Raw genomic sequence first — 15,501 nt, forward strand, 5'->3', positions numbered from 1 at the left:
ACATATTAATAGCCGATTCTTATTTAGAATCGGCTATTATATTTAAATGATAAATACATATATACTATTTATAAGTGTTTCTCTTGTAATGGGATTAAGCCTCAACCTTGGATACTCGTTTGAAACCAGTCTTTATTGCTTGTACTATTTCGTTCACAGCATAAATAGATACATCGGCATTTGGATTTAACCCTTCAAACCAGTGATAGGCATTTGGATATAAATGAAACTCCACATCAACACCAGCTTGTGCTAGTTTGCTTACATAGGTTAATGTTTCGCTGCGGAATGGATCTAATTGACCAACAAATGTGTAAGTATACGGTAAGTCACTATAATCCTCAGCTCGAGAAGGTGCTGCATAGGCAGGGATTTGATCCGTTCCATACATTTCTCCTAAATACATTTTCCAGCCAGCTTCATTTGCCTTTTGGTTCCAAACAAATCCCTCTTTAATTTCATTCGCTGAAGGTGTATCATTTCTGTCATCAATCATTGGATATAGTGGCATTTGTAAACAAATTGAAGGATATTTTCGATCTCGTGCTAATAATGATAATGCTGCTGTTAGTCCACCGCCAGCGCTTACTCCTGCAACCCCAATTCGATTCGAATCAATGTTTAATGACTTTGCATTATCAGCAATCCATTTTAAAGCTGAATAACAATCCTCAATTGGTGCTGGGTAAGGGTGTTCAGGTGCTAAGCGGTAGTCTACAGACACGACCACACAGCTAGCTTCTTTTGCAAACCTCATACAAGTATCATCGTTATCATCTATAGACCCTAAGATATAACCTCCACCATGTATCCATAATAAGACAGGTAAAGATTCATGATTTGATTTTGGACGATAAATTCGTAATGGTAACAGATTATCATCAGGCCCAACAATGACTTTATCTGTTAAAGAAAGAGAGTCATCAACAACGGTAGGTGGTCTCATTTGAGCTATTCCTTCTCTGATTGATTGCAAATTTTCTGGGCGTAAATCGAGATCCGGAAACATCTCTAACCCTTGTAATAATTCTGGATTTACTCTAGTTTTCATTTTAGCACCTCTATTTGTAATTGTTTTCAAATAAATGAAGTGTATTCTAAGTAGTTTAATTGTGAAAGAACACCACAATTAAATTGTAAATTGGATATGTTATAACGGTCAACAGAATATTCGGAAATTAAAACCTTTCTCAAGAAGGAGTTTCATGCAATCAATAATACAAGTAGTGGATTTAAGAGCAAAGAGGTTTAATGTCGTTGTAATTATGTACATTAGAAAAATTTCTTTTCTAGACTCATGAAGAATTATGAAAAGCAAAATTTTATAGATGGTTATCTTAAAAATAAACAAAGAGAGAAGAACTAACCAATGTTCTTCTCTCTTTTTCATATGTAATTAGGGTATCCATAACTGTAAATATGGATGGTATAGATTAATGGATGAATAATTTATTTTTAAATTAATAACGTAATACATAAAGATTTTTGTATGTAATATTTCATATACAGGGACCACTGGTGAAAATGCTGAGCAATGTTTTTCCATATGGTAAATTAGTTCCTTAGTTATTTATTTTATTTTCAATCGTGTAAGGCTTGGGGCTAAGATTTACAAAGGTGACTAGTAAAAAATATAACAATACAAGTATAAGATTTTGTACTTAGTAATCTCGCGATTTAAGGCATGACATTGATAAGTGTGGGGAGTTCAATCGATTTTGAATAAAATCAATAGTATCAGTTGCAATTTTTTTACGTTTAAGAACGATCCCGGCATGCCCGCATGTATAAATATATCGTGGAGGTCTTTCCCAAGATTCCCACAAGTAGTCTGTATCCTCAGAATGCACATATAGATCATGCTTACCTGAAATTAATAAAATATTTTCTTTTTTTACTTTTGGCAATGCTTGACTCGGTTCAGTGATTTTCCAATAATCTATTAAATCATCATACGTAACACCATGATGTTCCAAGTCTTCTCTAATAAATTTACCCGGAATTGTATTCCAAATAGAATAAGAAAGTCGATTTGCATAGAAAATGGATGCTAACACATCAATTTCTTCTTCAACAAGAGAGGTTAAGTTAGTAATAAATCCGCCTAAACTAATCCCTATTAGAATCAGGGGACCATTTTTATTTGCTTTAATCCATTTAATCAAAGCTCGTAAATCAGCTATCGCTTGTCTAGTTGCTTGTACTGTTCGTTCAATATTTGCACTTACCATATACTCTCCACTGAATAAGGATTGATCGGGTTTTCTTTCAAAATGATAGGGTAGAGTGAAATAATACATATTCCACTTCAGGTTGGTCATATGGTCGTGGAATATTTTTTTTACACGTTCGTTAGAATCCATTCTCCAACCGTGAACAAAGATAATATGAGGTGCATTTTCATTTTTATGTAAGAATAATTCCCCAGTTACAGAGTCGTTGCGTGAATCACCGGATTGAACTGAGCTTTTATATTTGAATTGCCCAGCCATGTATTCCTTTTCCTGTTTTGAATGCTTAATGTCAAAATGAATATGTGATGGTTTTACTTTATAAAAAGATTCTATGTCCTTTATATTTAATGAAGTGTTAGAAAGGGAAGTATACTGAAAGGCTACACTTCTTTTTTTGTGTAAATCATATAAGGCGTACCGATCAATGAGTTTTGAAAAAATCAAATTAACCTCCTCCAAAATACATATTGTTTAAAACATGGACAAAATTTATGGTGTAAATTAATTATAAAATATTCTCTTTTCCTAATAGTAGGTGATAAATTTGCATATCATATTATAAAGCTTGCAATAAAATAAAACTATAAATAAATTATACTAAAATCTAAAAAGCAATTTAATATTCTTATTCATATAAGAGAATATTAAATTGCTTATTTTCGTATTAAAAGATGCACCTTTTAAAGTGACGTGATTTGTATGAGATACAGTAACTATATTAAAATCCCTATTATAGATATCCAAATAGGTTTCTCTATATTTATTGTATAGAAATTACACAGTAAATATTTTTTGTGCTACATACATTAAATGAATCTTAACCTTTTCTTTTATATAAATTTATTAAACGGAATAACTCCTTACCAATATTCAAAAACGGCTGCGTTTTTGAATTTGTGTTCTAGCTTTTCTGAAACAGGTAAATAACTACACATAAACTCCTTATATCTCTAGTTAAACTACCGATTAGCTCCATATAAACTCTAGATAACCTATATAGAATACAAGATATCAAGGAGGTAAGAAAAAATGAATTTTATGAAACGAGCAATTCTCAGTATGAAAAAAAGGATAGGAACATCATTAATTTTGATGGCAGTTTTTCTGATTGTTACAAATTTGGTTCTTTCAGGTTTCACAATCCAAAATGCATCAAAAAAAGCAGCGGATGCTGCAAGAAAAAAACTTGGTGCAGATGTTACTTTAGGTCTTGATTTCGACAAATTAGGTCAAAAAGCTAAGGAAACTGGAGAAATGCCAAATCCGCCGCAGCTCGATACAAAAGAAACAGATCAATTAGCAAAGTACAAGTATGTAAAAGACTATAATTACATAGCTAACACTTTCGGTATTTCTGATGGACTTAAACTAGTAGGAGCTTCAGAAGGAAAAGAAGAAGGTAAAGCGGGAATGGCGGCTGTGCGAGGCGGTTCAAGCTCTGGTACAGAAATAGATATGAATGCTTCTTTTATGATTGAGGGAGTTCGCAAGACTGCATTACAAGAAAGCTTTAAAAACGGAAAAAGTAAAATCATTGATGGAAAACCAATTACAGAGCAAATGAAGGATCAGAATGTAGCTTTAATGGAAAAACGATTAGCGGAATTAAACAATTTGAAAGTAGGAGACAAAGTTAAAGTACAATCAGGGGATAAGAAGGAAACCCTTGAGGTTGAAATTATCGGTATTTACGAAACCAATGAGCAAGCAATGAGTCAACAGGCTCCTCCTATAATGGATCCGGCTAATAAACTATATATGCCACATTCAACTATGAAAAAATTAGAAGTGGATCAAGGTATAAGTAGTGTTCAAGTCGTGTATTTCTTGAATGACCCACAATATATTGATGCATTTAAAAAAGAAGCAAAAAAATCTAATATTGATTTTAATTATTATAAATTAGATGCGCATGATTCATTGTACAAGCAAATGATTGGTCCTATCGAAAATATCTCTTCGACTTCTCAAATGATTATTTATATTGTATCGATTGCAGGTGCGATTATTTTAGGATTAATCATTATGCTATCAATTAAAGGACGTCGTAAAGAAATGGGAATTCTATTGTCCATTGGAGAGAAAAAGTGGAAACTGATGGCACAGTTCGTAGTAGAAGTAGTATGTGTCGCTATTTTAGCATTTGGATTATCCATAACAACAGGAGCTAAAGTTTCTCAATATATCGGGGATAATTTACTTTCGAATGAAATTGCTACTGCGAGCGAAGAAACAGATACCTCGCAACATGGTACTGTAATGATGGCTGGACCTGGTGGTACTCTACAAAATCAAAAAGAAGATCCAATTGATAAAATTGATGTAAGTGTAACAGGAGAAGATGTAGGGAAAATGGGGGGGATTGGACTAGGTATTGCTATAATAGCAACGCTTCTTCCAGCATTATCTATTCTACGTTTAAACCCAAAACAAATTCTTTTAAAAGATGAATGAGGAGGCTCGATATGGAGACGATTTTACAGTTTAAAAATTTGGATTATTATTATGAAAGTAATGGGAAAAATGTAGCGATACTAGATAATGTTAACTTTTCTTTTCAAAAAGGACATTTCTACACGATTTTAGGACCATCTGGATCTGGTAAAACCACAACTCTGAGCTTAGGTTGTGGACTGGATGTCCCTAAAAATGGTTATGTACTGTATAATGGCAAAGATATTAGAAAAATTGGTTTGGATCGATACCGTAATCAAAATGTATCTGTAATTTTCCAATCTTATAACTTAATTACCTATATGACCGCTCTTCAAAATGTCTTAACAGCAATGGAAATTACAGGTGTTAAAGTGCAAAATAAAACAGCAAGAGCATTAGAATTATTAAAGAGGGTAGGACTCACAGAACTTGAAGCGAAACGAAACGTATTGCAACTAAGCGGTGGACAACAACAGCGTGTAGCAATTGCTCGAGCACTATCTTGTAATGTTGATTTACTGATTGCAGATGAGCCGACAGGAAACCTCGACGAGGAAACCGCAATGGATATAATAGAACTGTTTCAAGAACTTGCACATAAAGAGAATAAATGCATTATTGTTGTGACTCACTCACAGGAGGTTGCTAAAAAATCAGATCGTGCAGTGTATTTAAGTAAGAAGAAGTTAGTCATAAATGAAATCTAATATAAACATCGTAGCTGTTTAATTCACATATTTTTCAAAAACTAGACCTTTCAAAAGCTTATATTTGATTTATAATAAAATCAAGCCATAATCAAAATGGTCTCCCTGTACTGAATGTTAAAATAGTTTGTCGTTCCCGTTTTAATAATATTTTTAAAAGAACTTGTAGGATATTCTACAAGTTCTTTTTATTATAATTGGTTACCTATCATGGGATAATTACACATAAAAAACGGGACAATACCTAGATATATAATCTAAATGCTGTCCCATTTACCTGTGTATCTGTATAGTTATTGTAGAATCAAACCTACAATCATAATTAAACTAAATACTATCATCCAACCAAAGGCACAATAGCCAAAAATACTAATCCATTTAGGTAATTGATTCATGTTAATTTTATTTGTGGGAACTCCTTGCATAGAAAACATCATTTTTTGATCTCTATCTCTATTATTTTGTTGTTCATACATAATATCATCACCTTTCCAGAACTATTGTGTTTATAGTATATCAGCCTAAATAAAATTATGTACAGAATAAGAGGGGATAACATATATATTATGTGGTGAATTTTATAAATAAAGACATTTAATTGCCATGGTTCTAAGCGCTAATCCGTTATAAATTCTGAAAAAGAGCCCTACATAAATAGGACTCTTTTTCTTCAAATATTAAGTTGCTGGATATACATCAGAACCAAGGTAACGTTCTTTTATAATTTGAAGATGATGAAGCTCATGACCAGCAATGATGTATGCTAATGCACGAACTGTAACTTCAGAATTATTCGCATTTCCTCTTTGTGACCAAGCTTCTTTATCTAAGCTTCTAAGTAAATACAGGGTAGATTGGCGAACAACTATTAAATTCTCAAGAAGATCTTGCATAGATTGCTTATCAAAAGCAGCTCTAAGAACATACATATCATCATTATAGCCTGGAAGTTCTGCTGTCTCGCCTCGAGCGATAGATAGCAATCGATACGCCATAATCCGTTCTGTATCTGCTATATGACCCATTACTTCTTTTATACTCCATTTAGTAGGAGCATACCGGAAAAGTCCCTCACTATCAGAAATTTCCTTTAATAAGAGATTCGTTTCCTTCATTTGTTGTTCTAGAATATGTATGATATTTCCGTCTGATACCAAGTTGGTATACGTTGCATAATAGGAGTTATATTCACTTACTTGTGGCCTTATTTGCATACGAATCATCCTTTATGTTTTAAGTTTAATCTTTACATATAGCTTACCATAAAAGAATTTTAAATTAATCTGAAAAATGGAGGGAAATATGCATTTTTCATCTTCCTTTTCAGTTTCATAGATGAAATGCATCTCAAATAAGAGAATCTAATTTGCTGCTAAGCGGAATTTCGTTTTTGCTGTTATAGTAAAAGATAAATATGTAAATTGAATACAGTTTGTCACCACTTATGATAATTACCATTTAAGAAGCAATATATATCATTAAACGAAAAACCTGTTAATAAGTTTATACTTACCACAAAAACAAACAAACTCGTCCTATTTAAAGGAGAGTTTGTTTGTTTTTGTGTTTAGATAATGGAATACTCATGCAAAATTGTACACTATGTTCCATATTTTTTATTGAATACTTTATATCTAGCGTTTCAAGAATTTGTTTAACAATATATAGCCCCAAACCATTTCCTCCAGTATTTCGATTCCTTGATTTTTCAATTCGATAAAATGGTTTGAAAATTTGTTGTATCTCTTCATCTTTAATATTGACACCTGTATTTATAATTTGCATTTCGATTTGACTTTGTTTAGAATCCTCACTTAACTTTATATAGACTTTTTCATTATGTGGTGAATACATAACCGCATTATGGACAATATTTTTACATGCTTTTTCTAAAAGGGCACAATCTGTATAAATAGCAAGGCCAAAATCAATTTCTTTTATTATTTCGATGTTTTTTTGAGAAGCAAAAAATTCGAGATCTTTTGTAATTGTCCCTATTAATTTTGAAAGATTAACTTTCTCTACTTTTAGTTTGAAGGTGTGTTGTTCTAATTTCGATACGCTTAAAATTTCACGAACTAATTGTTCCATACTTTCAATAATTTGATGATTCTTCTTTAAATATTGATCGCGATTTTGATAAGGGCCAATATTGTATATCATTCCTTCTAAGTATCCTTTCATTACAGTAAGAGGGGACTTTAATTCATGTGCTACAATCGCAAAAAACTCTCTGCGTTTTGTTTCTATTTCTCTTTCTTTTTCAATATCATTTTTTAATTGTTCATTTGCTTTTTTTAAATCAAACATAGCTTGTTGCAAGTTAATAGACATGTCATTCAAACTATTAGATAATTCTCCTAACTCATCTGTAGAGCGAACCTCAATTTTTTCGGAGAAATCTAAATTTGCCATCTTTTGTGCACCTTCATTAATATAAATAAGTGGCTTTGTAATAAACCTGGAATAAAAATAAGCACTCCCTATACCAATAACGAGCACAATGATACTAATATAGGGGAGAAAGCGTACTAAAACCTGTGAAGCTTCATCAATCGGTTGAAATGTAGCAAACACTACAAGCGTTAAACTACCATCTTGAAATTGAATTGGTTTCGTAGCGTTATATGAATTGCTAAGGGTACTTGCATTCTCGAATCGTGTTGCTTTAGTAACTACTGTTTTTTGCGTACCACTTTGAATAAAAGAAAATGAAGGAGAGTAAATAATTACTCCTTCTTTATTTTGAAGATAAAGCATCGCATTATTTTTTTTTGCGTATTCATCAAAAAGTGGTATCGCATCTTGAAACGTAAGATTTTTAGATTTATCAATGATTTCGTTTATCCCTGTTTGAAGTTGATCTGTTTTATATTGCTCATAAAACGTAGGGAGAAAGAAGTATAAAGTTAAATAAATCAATACTGCAAAGGATAACAAAATGAGAGATGTAGTCATAAAGAGTTTGTAAGTAATTTGCTTCATCTTCATGAGTTTCACAATACTATTCATCAATTTTATAACCAATACCCTTTATTGTTTTAATATAAGGGATAGCTAATTTTTTACGTAGATTTTTAATATGTGTATCAATTATTCGTGTTTCTCCAAAATAATCGTACCCCCAAACCTTCTCTACGATATTTTCTCTTGTAAGTACTTTTCTCTCATTTTGAAATAGTAGTTGTAGAATTTCAAACTCTTTTGTCGTTAATATAATTTCAACGTCATTTACATATACTCTATATGCATCCACATCGATACGCACTTCTTTAAATATCAAATGATTATTTACATTTTTATCATAACTTCTTCTAAGTACAGCTTCGACTCGTCTAATCAAAACATGAAATGAAAAGGGCTTTGTTATATAATCATCGATCCCAAGGTCGAATCCTTTCATTTGATCTTCCTCTTCTTCCAACGCAGTTAGCATAATAATTGGTACGTTTGACTGACTTCGAATCATTTTAGAAACTTCAAACCCATTAAGATTGGGCATCATGACATCTAGAAGAATTAAATCAAATGATTGCTTATTAAATTGTGTCATACCCTCTAGTCCATCTGAAGCGACTACCACTGTATAATGCTGTGTCATTAAAAATTGTTTAATTAATTCCTGAATTTCTTGATCGTCCTCTACCACGAGAATATGATAGTTTTTCATAATATCACCTCTGGTAGTCATTATAGCCGTACTATCTGGAGTTTATGTGGAGATACAGTAGTAAACTTCATAGGACGTTTACTACTAAAAAATATTATTAGCTATATTACTTTTTTATGGAGAAATAATTGTTTTAAAAAACTTATCGTATGAATTGATGTACGATTAATATTTACGAAAAACTAATGTATAATAACGTGAATTGTATGTAGTTTCTTAAAATTCGCGAAAATATACTTTTGCTTCTTTACCAAAAGAGGAAAAGGAATTTCAATATAGAAGAAGCTACCGTAATACTAGAGTGTGCGCCGAGAACTTTGGATTTCTTTCATCTAGTTTCTATTTAATCGTTAATCACTACATAACAATGTTCTTGCTAAACCAAAAGTTTAAAGGTACAAACTTGGAGAGATTTAGAAAGGTTGTGAAATGATTTGATGGGTTATAAAGCGATGCTGTTTGATTTAGATGATACATTACTTGATAGGGATAAAGCAGTAGAGGCATTATTTTTAATTGTTTTAGAAAAGTGTTATGAAAATGTAGATGGTGCGGCTAAAAGCAACATGTTACAGAAATTCAAAGAATACGATAAAAGAGAATATGGCATAAGTAATAAAACGACAGTTTTAGAATCATTGTTTGATGAATTCACGCCGAAGTATAGATTGCCACGCAATTACATCCAAGATTTTTGGAATAATAATTTCCCTAGATGTTTTTCAATAGACCAAAATACTATTCATTTCTTAAATCAAATAAAGAAGCACTTTAAAGTTGGAATTATAACAAATGGCTCAACTCAGAGGCAAAAAGCTAAAATATTTAACACGAATTTAAATAGGTATTTTGAAACAATCATTATTTCTGAAGAAGTGGGATTTAGTAAACCTGATAAACGTATATTCGAACTAGCATTAAATAAGTTAAATTTACAACCGGAAAATACTTTATTTGTTGGGGATGACTTAGAAAAGGATATTGCTGGTCCTCAAAATGTAAATATAAAAGGTGTGTGGTTTAACCCTCAGAAGATCAAGAATACTACCAAAATACAACCGTATGCCGAGATTAACACTTTGGATAGTTTGTTAAGTTATGTTACTCCACAATATTTTTATAACAAGTAAAAGTAATTCCATATATATATATTTAAAAATACAAAAAAAGAGAAACTATCATTAATTTCATTGACCGTATTAGTAATAAAAAATAGATATTTACAACAAAAAATAGAGGCCATTTTAATAGCTGTGGCTAATTTAATCTATGATTAATACGAAGTTTTGTAAAACAATTTTACTCATACTGTGTAAATTATAAAGGGGGAGGACTATGGAAATAAAGAAAGTAGTAATCGATGGAATCAATATTGCGGTCATTAGAAACGATAAGGTATTAATATCGGATGTTCAGTCTGCATTAGATACTATGGCAACAGTTCAAAATGAGGTAGATGCGAAACATATTATTATCCATAAATCTTTAATAAGTGAAGATTTCTTTGACCTAAAAACACGGGTTGCGGGTGATATCCTTCAAAAGTTTATAAACTATAAGGTAAAGATTGCTATTGTTGGAGATTTCTCTATGTATACTAGTAAAAGCTTAAAAGATTTTATTTATGAATGTAATAAAGGAAATGACATTTTTTACTTAGCAACTGAACAACAAGCAATTGAAAAACTAAGTACATTAAAGTAATAATTATATCCTGCTAAATTCCCCCATTTCACTTAGTTCATAATTATATACGATATAGAAGAACTGATGTTTGTGGTAAACTAAGAGATGAATAAAGGGGGAGTTTTTTTGAACAATTTTAATAATATAATCCAAAATTTAAATAATATAGTTTACAAACCTAACAACTTAATGATTACGAATCTAAAAGAAGAAAAGCAAAACGCAGAATATGCCGGATGTTTATTCCACTTAAATAACAAAACCATTCGTTTTAGAAAATCAAAAGTTACACCTAATAAAATTGGTCAATTTGTTTCTTTTTGGGAGAAAGATGAAAATATGCGAAATAGAGCTTTCTCTTATGAAGCTGCTCCTGATTTATTAGTAATCACTTGTATTGCTGATAATAAACTAGGGCAATTCATTTTTCCTAAAGAGATTCTTCTTAAAGAAAAAATATTGAGAACACAAAGTCAAACAGGGAAAATGGCAATGAGGATTTATCCTGTTTGGGATACCACTGTTAGTAATCAAGCTAAAAAGAGCCAAACGTGGCAACTTCAATATTTTGTTGATTTAAGTGATAGTAATAATTTGCCTATAGATAAACTATTAAATTTATATTCGTAGCTTTTGATTTGCCACAAAAAGAAGCAATTACAGAAAAGACATTTGTAATGACGCCTTCTATTAATTTACCTCGTGAATCGTAATTTTTGTACCGGTACAGTTAAATGAAATGTACATTGTTACAGTGCCCCTTAAAATTTACAATCAGCATATATTATTTAAACTTATAAATTTTTAAGGGGTGCTAAATATGACAAGTTTACAAGATCAGCTTTTCACAAGATTAAATCTTAAAAAACGTAATGATGTAACGTTTGAAGAATTACCTACCATACTCTTTTCGTTTGCGCATACTATACCATTTGAGAATTTAGATGTTATAGCACGAAATACGAATCAAATCTCTCTGGAAAACTTACGAAAGAAAATTTTAACTAGTTCCCGTGGTGGACTTTGCTACGAATTAAATACTCTTTTTTACTATTTCTTAAGAGACTGTGGCTATGATGTACAACTGGCATTAGGTACGGTGTATAAAAACGATATAAATGCATGGGCACTTGAGGATGGCCATATAACAATTATTTTAACTTATGATAATGTACAGTATTTAATTGATATAGGTATAGCTTCGTTAGTACCTCTTGTTCCTGTACCTTTTACTGGCGAGTCGGTTTCTTCAAAAAATGGTTCGTACCGGGTGAGACGGAAAGATACGAATAAAGGAAATTATGTTTTAGAAAGAATAGATGCTGCTGGAGAATGGAAAGTTTGTCATGCTTTTTATAAACATATTATTGATGAGATAGTAGTAAATGATGTTCAAAGAAGAGTGATAGAAGATGAGAAGTCTATTTTTAATAAAGGACCAATTGCAGTAAAGTTGACGAACTCTGGCCATATTTCATTAACGAATACAAGTTTAACCGAAATTATTCATGGGGAAAAAACTAAGCGTGAAATTACAGAAGATCAATATAAAGAGTTTTTATATACTTTATTTGCTATTAAGTTATGAATAATAAAGATAGCCGGTTCTTATTCAGAAGCGGCTATCTTTATTATTTTTGGTGTAAATGGTTTTCTTCTAATATGTTTCGGAAACTGCGGTATAGTTAATGTTTTTAATGTTTCCTCAGCTTCTTCATATGTATGAAAAATTGGTTCTTTTCCATCATCCCCTTGTAAAACTAGCCCTTCATCTCGGATTACATATGGCATAAAACCACCCCATCTAGTAAAGAATTATGTTCTTTTGCAGCAGAATAATACGATTTAAAGTTTGATTTTCTTAATACATATAATACACTAGAACAGTACGAAAAAGTATGTACAATGAATTTTGAATGTAAAGGAAGATTATTATGTCAGTTATTGATAAATTGAAACTTAATAAGTATACAAATATGGTCGTTATTAACGAACCAAGTGATTATGACATTTTTACAGGTAAAGAAACTGCATTCTCAAAAGAACACGATGCTATCTTTATATTTGTAGAAACGCTTGATGAAATGGTGAAACAAACGAATTTTATTATTAGTAATGAAGAATTACTAATTGAAAAAGGTTACGTATTCTTCGCATATCCGAAAAAAGGTAATGCTCGTTATAGTACGTTTATTCACCGTGATGAGATGTTTCCGGCATTAAACGTTGGAGAAGATGGTTATGTGGGAGAAAGCGATATTAAATTTGCACGAATGGTAAGTATGGATGAAGTCTTTACTGTTGTTGGTTTAAAACGTGAAAAGAAAAAAACAACAAAAACATCTGCTATGAGTCAATGTGTTGCCGATTATGCAGATCGAATTAAAGATGTTGAAGCATTATTAGCTAATCATCCGAATGAACTTAAGTTTTATCAAAGTTTAACGCCTGGATACCAAAAAGATTGGGCACGTAATCTTTTTTCTGTGAAACAAGAAAAAACACGTGAAAAACGTCTAGAGAAAATGATAGAAATCCTTTCACAAGGCTACAAAACAATTGAATTATTCCGTAAGAAGAAAAAATAATGATTAAGGAAGTCACAATGCTGCAACAATTAATTGTGATGAGTACATTGAAAAAAGCATTCCTTCCATTATACTAAGGAATGTTCTTATATTTATATAATTAGCAAAAGAGAAAAGGTGTTTGAAATGAAATCGTATATTGTAGTTGGATCAGGAATTTTAGGAGCGTCTACTGCTTATCATCTTGCTAAGGCAGGTGCGAATGTTACTATCGTGGATCGCCAACAATTAGGGCAAGCAACCGATGCAGGAGCAGGTATTGTATGTCCATGGCTATCACAGCGCCGTAATAAAGCATGGTATAAAATCGTTAAAGGCGGTGCACGTTACTATTCTTCGTTAATTCAGCAATTAGAAGAAGACGGTGAAACTGACACAGGATATAATTGTGTAGGTGCAATTAGTTTACATACTGACGAGAAAAAGTTAGATCAAATGGAAGAGCGAGCTTATAAACGACGTGAAGATGCCCCGGAGATTGGTGAAATAACTCGCTTATCAGCTGAAGAAACAAAAAAATTATTCCCAGCATTATCAGACGAATATAGTTCTGTTCATATTAGTGGTGCTGCACGAGTAAATGGAAGATTATTACGCAATGCATTAATAAGTGCTGCGAAAAAACATGGTGCAACTTTCATAAAAGGCGATGCTATATTAGTCCGTGAAGGAAATCATATTACGGGAGTTACAGTAAACGATGAAACAATTTTAGCGGAAAAGGTTATTGTAACTGCAGGCGCATGGGCGAATGAAATCTTGAAACCATTAGGAATTAATTTCTTAGTTACATTCCAAAAAGGACAAATTGTTCATCTGCAAATCGAGAATACAGCAACAGAAAATATGCCAGTTGTTATGCCACCGAACGATCAATATATTTTAACGTTTGACAATGGGCATGTCGTGATTGGTGCAACACATGAGAATGATACTGGTTTCGATCATCGTGTAACAGCAGGTGGTTTACATGAAGTATTTCATAAGGCATTAACAGTTGCACCTGGCTTAGAAAATGCTACAATGCTTGAAACGAGAGTTGGATTCAGACCATTTACACCAGGATTCTTACCTGTTATCGGACCGCTACCTAACTTTGAAGGAATTCTCGTTGCGAATGGATTAGGAGCTTCGGGTTTAACAGCTGGTCCATATCTAGGAGCGGAACTTGCTAAACTAGCGCTCGGACAAACGATTGAATTAGATTTAAATGATTATGATGTTGCTGGCGCAATTGAATAATATAGGGTACTGCTAACATTTAGGAAAAACCATGCTAAACAAATTCGACAGAGAATAAGTAGTTTTTCCTCTGTTAAGAGTAAGCCTGTTTATGAAAAATAAAATTATTTAAAAATAGAGGGCCGACATTATAAACCTGCATTAATAATGTAGAATTGTGATGGCGGCTCTTTATTCATATTGATTTAAAACTTATTTTCGAGAGGAGGTTAAGTAATGAGAGCGCCATATCAAGTATTGATATTTCCTTATATAAAAACTGCCGATTCTATTCAATATGCCATTTTTAACCGAAGTGATTATGGTTATTGGCAAGGAATAGCTGGTGGCGGAGAAGACGGTGAGATTCCTATTGAATCAGCAAAACGGGAAGCGTTTGAAGAGGCTCGTATTACAAGAGAATGTCCATATATACAATTAGATTCTGTGTCTTCACTATCAGTAGAAGATGTAGTTGGAGGATTCCTTTGGGGAGAAGAGGTTTATGTAATAAAAGAATTTTCTTTTGGAGTTAAAGTCCCTACAAAAAACATATCATTATCTAAAGAACACTTCAATTATAAATGGTTATGCTTTGAGGAAGCAGTAACGTTTTTGAAATGGGATAGCAACAAAACAGCATTGTGGGAATTAAACAAAAGACTATTAAAACAATAAAAGTTTTAGCTAACAAAGATAGTAGTAGAACAAGAATTGAACCATTAACAAACCTTTGCTACACTTCTAAACAATGTTTTATAGATTTGGCATGGGTAATGAATGAAGAGAATTTGTACTAAGAAAAGCCCTATACAGTTGACTCTGAAAAAATGAAAATAATTAGAAATATTTTTATATCGTACGGTTTTTGGCTATGAATAACGGAATAAATATTAAGTATTTAACAGTTTAAATAAAACGAGTTAGCTTTTTATTTTAAGAAGAAAGATGACTCGTTT

At 31.9% G+C, this 15,501-nt stretch carries 16 protein-coding genes; 9 read left to right on the top strand and 7 right to left on the bottom strand.

Annotated features, from left to right (window positions below):
* Positions 1–94 precede the first annotated feature (94 nt).
* Together ACTFRM_RS11990 and ACTFRM_RS11995 are read right to left on the bottom strand one after the other, a co-directional pair.
* Positions 95–1,051, bottom strand: a complete 957-nt coding sequence (locus ACTFRM_RS11990; RefSeq protein WP_000857937.1) for an alpha/beta hydrolase — start codon at positions 1,049–1,051, stop codon at positions 95–97.
* Between the two features lie 610 nt (positions 1,052–1,661).
* Positions 1,662–2,678, bottom strand: a complete 1,017-nt coding sequence (locus tag ACTFRM_RS11995; RefSeq protein ID WP_121868263.1) for an alpha/beta hydrolase — start codon at positions 2,676–2,678, stop codon at positions 1,662–1,664.
* Positions 2,679–3,263: 585 nt separating this feature from the next.
* Between ACTFRM_RS11995 and ACTFRM_RS12000 the strand changes: the two genes are divergently transcribed.
* A complete protein-coding gene (locus ACTFRM_RS12000) occupies positions 3,264–4,688 on the top strand; it encodes an ABC transporter permease (RefSeq protein ID WP_059303761.1) in 1,425 nt (474 codons plus the stop codon).
* Between the two features lie 11 nt (positions 4,689–4,699).
* Positions 4,700–5,377 (top strand): ABC transporter ATP-binding protein, encoded by a 678-nt coding sequence (locus ACTFRM_RS12005; RefSeq protein WP_000447856.1) that lies wholly within the window; start codon positions 4,700–4,702, stop codon positions 5,375–5,377.
* 293 nt (positions 5,378–5,670) lie between these two features.
* On the opposite strand, the gene ACTFRM_RS12010 is transcribed toward ACTFRM_RS12005, so the two are convergent.
* The 4 genes from ACTFRM_RS12010 to ACTFRM_RS12025 form a co-directional block, all read right to left on the bottom strand.
* Positions 5,671–5,853: a hypothetical protein gene (locus ACTFRM_RS12010; RefSeq protein ID WP_000273239.1), complete on the bottom strand. Its 183-nt coding sequence runs from the start codon at positions 5,851–5,853 to the stop codon at positions 5,671–5,673.
* 201 nt (positions 5,854–6,054) lie between these two features.
* Positions 6,055–6,591, bottom strand: a complete 537-nt coding sequence (locus ACTFRM_RS12015) for a DinB family protein (RefSeq protein WP_001167132.1) — start codon at positions 6,589–6,591, stop codon at positions 6,055–6,057.
* Positions 6,592–6,916: 325 nt separating this feature from the next.
* On the bottom strand, positions 6,917–8,368 hold the full coding sequence (locus ACTFRM_RS12020) for a sensor histidine kinase (RefSeq protein ID WP_033695141.1): 1,452 nt from the start codon (positions 8,366–8,368) through the stop codon (positions 6,917–6,919).
* A gap of 13 nt (positions 8,369–8,381) precedes the next feature.
* Positions 8,382–9,047 (bottom strand): response regulator transcription factor, encoded by a 666-nt coding sequence (locus ACTFRM_RS12025; RefSeq protein ID WP_000800727.1) that lies wholly within the window; start codon positions 9,045–9,047, stop codon positions 8,382–8,384.
* A gap of 437 nt (positions 9,048–9,484) precedes the next feature.
* Here ACTFRM_RS12025 and ACTFRM_RS12030 point away from each other — a divergent pair, with 437 nt between their 5' ends.
* From ACTFRM_RS12030 to ACTFRM_RS12045, 4 genes are all read left to right on the top strand, one after another.
* Positions 9,485–10,177, top strand: coding sequence for an HAD-IA family hydrolase (locus ACTFRM_RS12030; protein WP_000540709.1), 693 nt, complete (start codon positions 9,485–9,487; stop codon positions 10,175–10,177).
* Between the two features lie 205 nt (positions 10,178–10,382).
* Positions 10,383–10,751, top strand: coding sequence for a DUF4180 domain-containing protein (locus ACTFRM_RS12035; protein ID WP_322372884.1), 369 nt, complete (start codon positions 10,383–10,385; stop codon positions 10,749–10,751).
* A gap of 108 nt (positions 10,752–10,859) precedes the next feature.
* A complete protein-coding gene (locus ACTFRM_RS12040) occupies positions 10,860–11,363 on the top strand; it encodes a MepB family protein (protein WP_001058863.1) in 504 nt (167 codons plus the stop codon).
* Positions 11,364–11,553: 190 nt separating this feature from the next.
* Complete coding sequence (locus ACTFRM_RS12045; protein ID WP_074555084.1) at positions 11,554–12,321, top strand: arylamine N-acetyltransferase family protein; 768 nt, start codon at positions 11,554–11,556, stop codon at positions 12,319–12,321.
* Positions 12,322–12,341: 20 nt separating this feature from the next.
* On the opposite strand, the gene ACTFRM_RS12050 is transcribed toward ACTFRM_RS12045, so the two are convergent.
* A complete protein-coding gene (locus ACTFRM_RS12050) occupies positions 12,342–12,524 on the bottom strand; it encodes a hypothetical protein (protein ID WP_001147158.1) in 183 nt (60 codons plus the stop codon).
* 143 nt (positions 12,525–12,667) lie between these two features.
* Here ACTFRM_RS12050 and ACTFRM_RS12055 point away from each other — a divergent pair, with 143 nt between their 5' ends.
* The 3 genes from ACTFRM_RS12055 (at position 12,668) to ACTFRM_RS12065 (ending at position 15,220) form a co-directional block, all read left to right on the top strand.
* Positions 12,668–13,321 (top strand): YdeI/OmpD-associated family protein, encoded by a 654-nt coding sequence (locus ACTFRM_RS12055; RefSeq protein WP_000110844.1) that lies wholly within the window; start codon positions 12,668–12,670, stop codon positions 13,319–13,321.
* Positions 13,322–13,447: 126 nt separating this feature from the next.
* Positions 13,448–14,563 (top strand): NAD(P)/FAD-dependent oxidoreductase, encoded by a 1,116-nt coding sequence (locus ACTFRM_RS12060; RefSeq protein WP_322372883.1) that lies wholly within the window; start codon positions 13,448–13,450, stop codon positions 14,561–14,563.
* 216 nt (positions 14,564–14,779) lie between these two features.
* The gene (locus tag ACTFRM_RS12065) at positions 14,780–15,220 is read left to right on the top strand and encodes an NUDIX hydrolase (protein WP_001202590.1); all 441 of its coding nucleotides are present in this window, start codon (positions 14,780–14,782) and stop codon (positions 15,218–15,220) included.
* Positions 15,221–15,501: the final 281 nt, after the last annotated feature.

The sequence above is a fragment of the Bacillus cereus group sp. MYBK227-1 genome, from assembly GCF_051916325.1.
Lineage (GTDB): Bacteria > Bacillota > Bacilli > Bacillales > Bacillaceae_G > Bacillus_A > Bacillus_A cereus.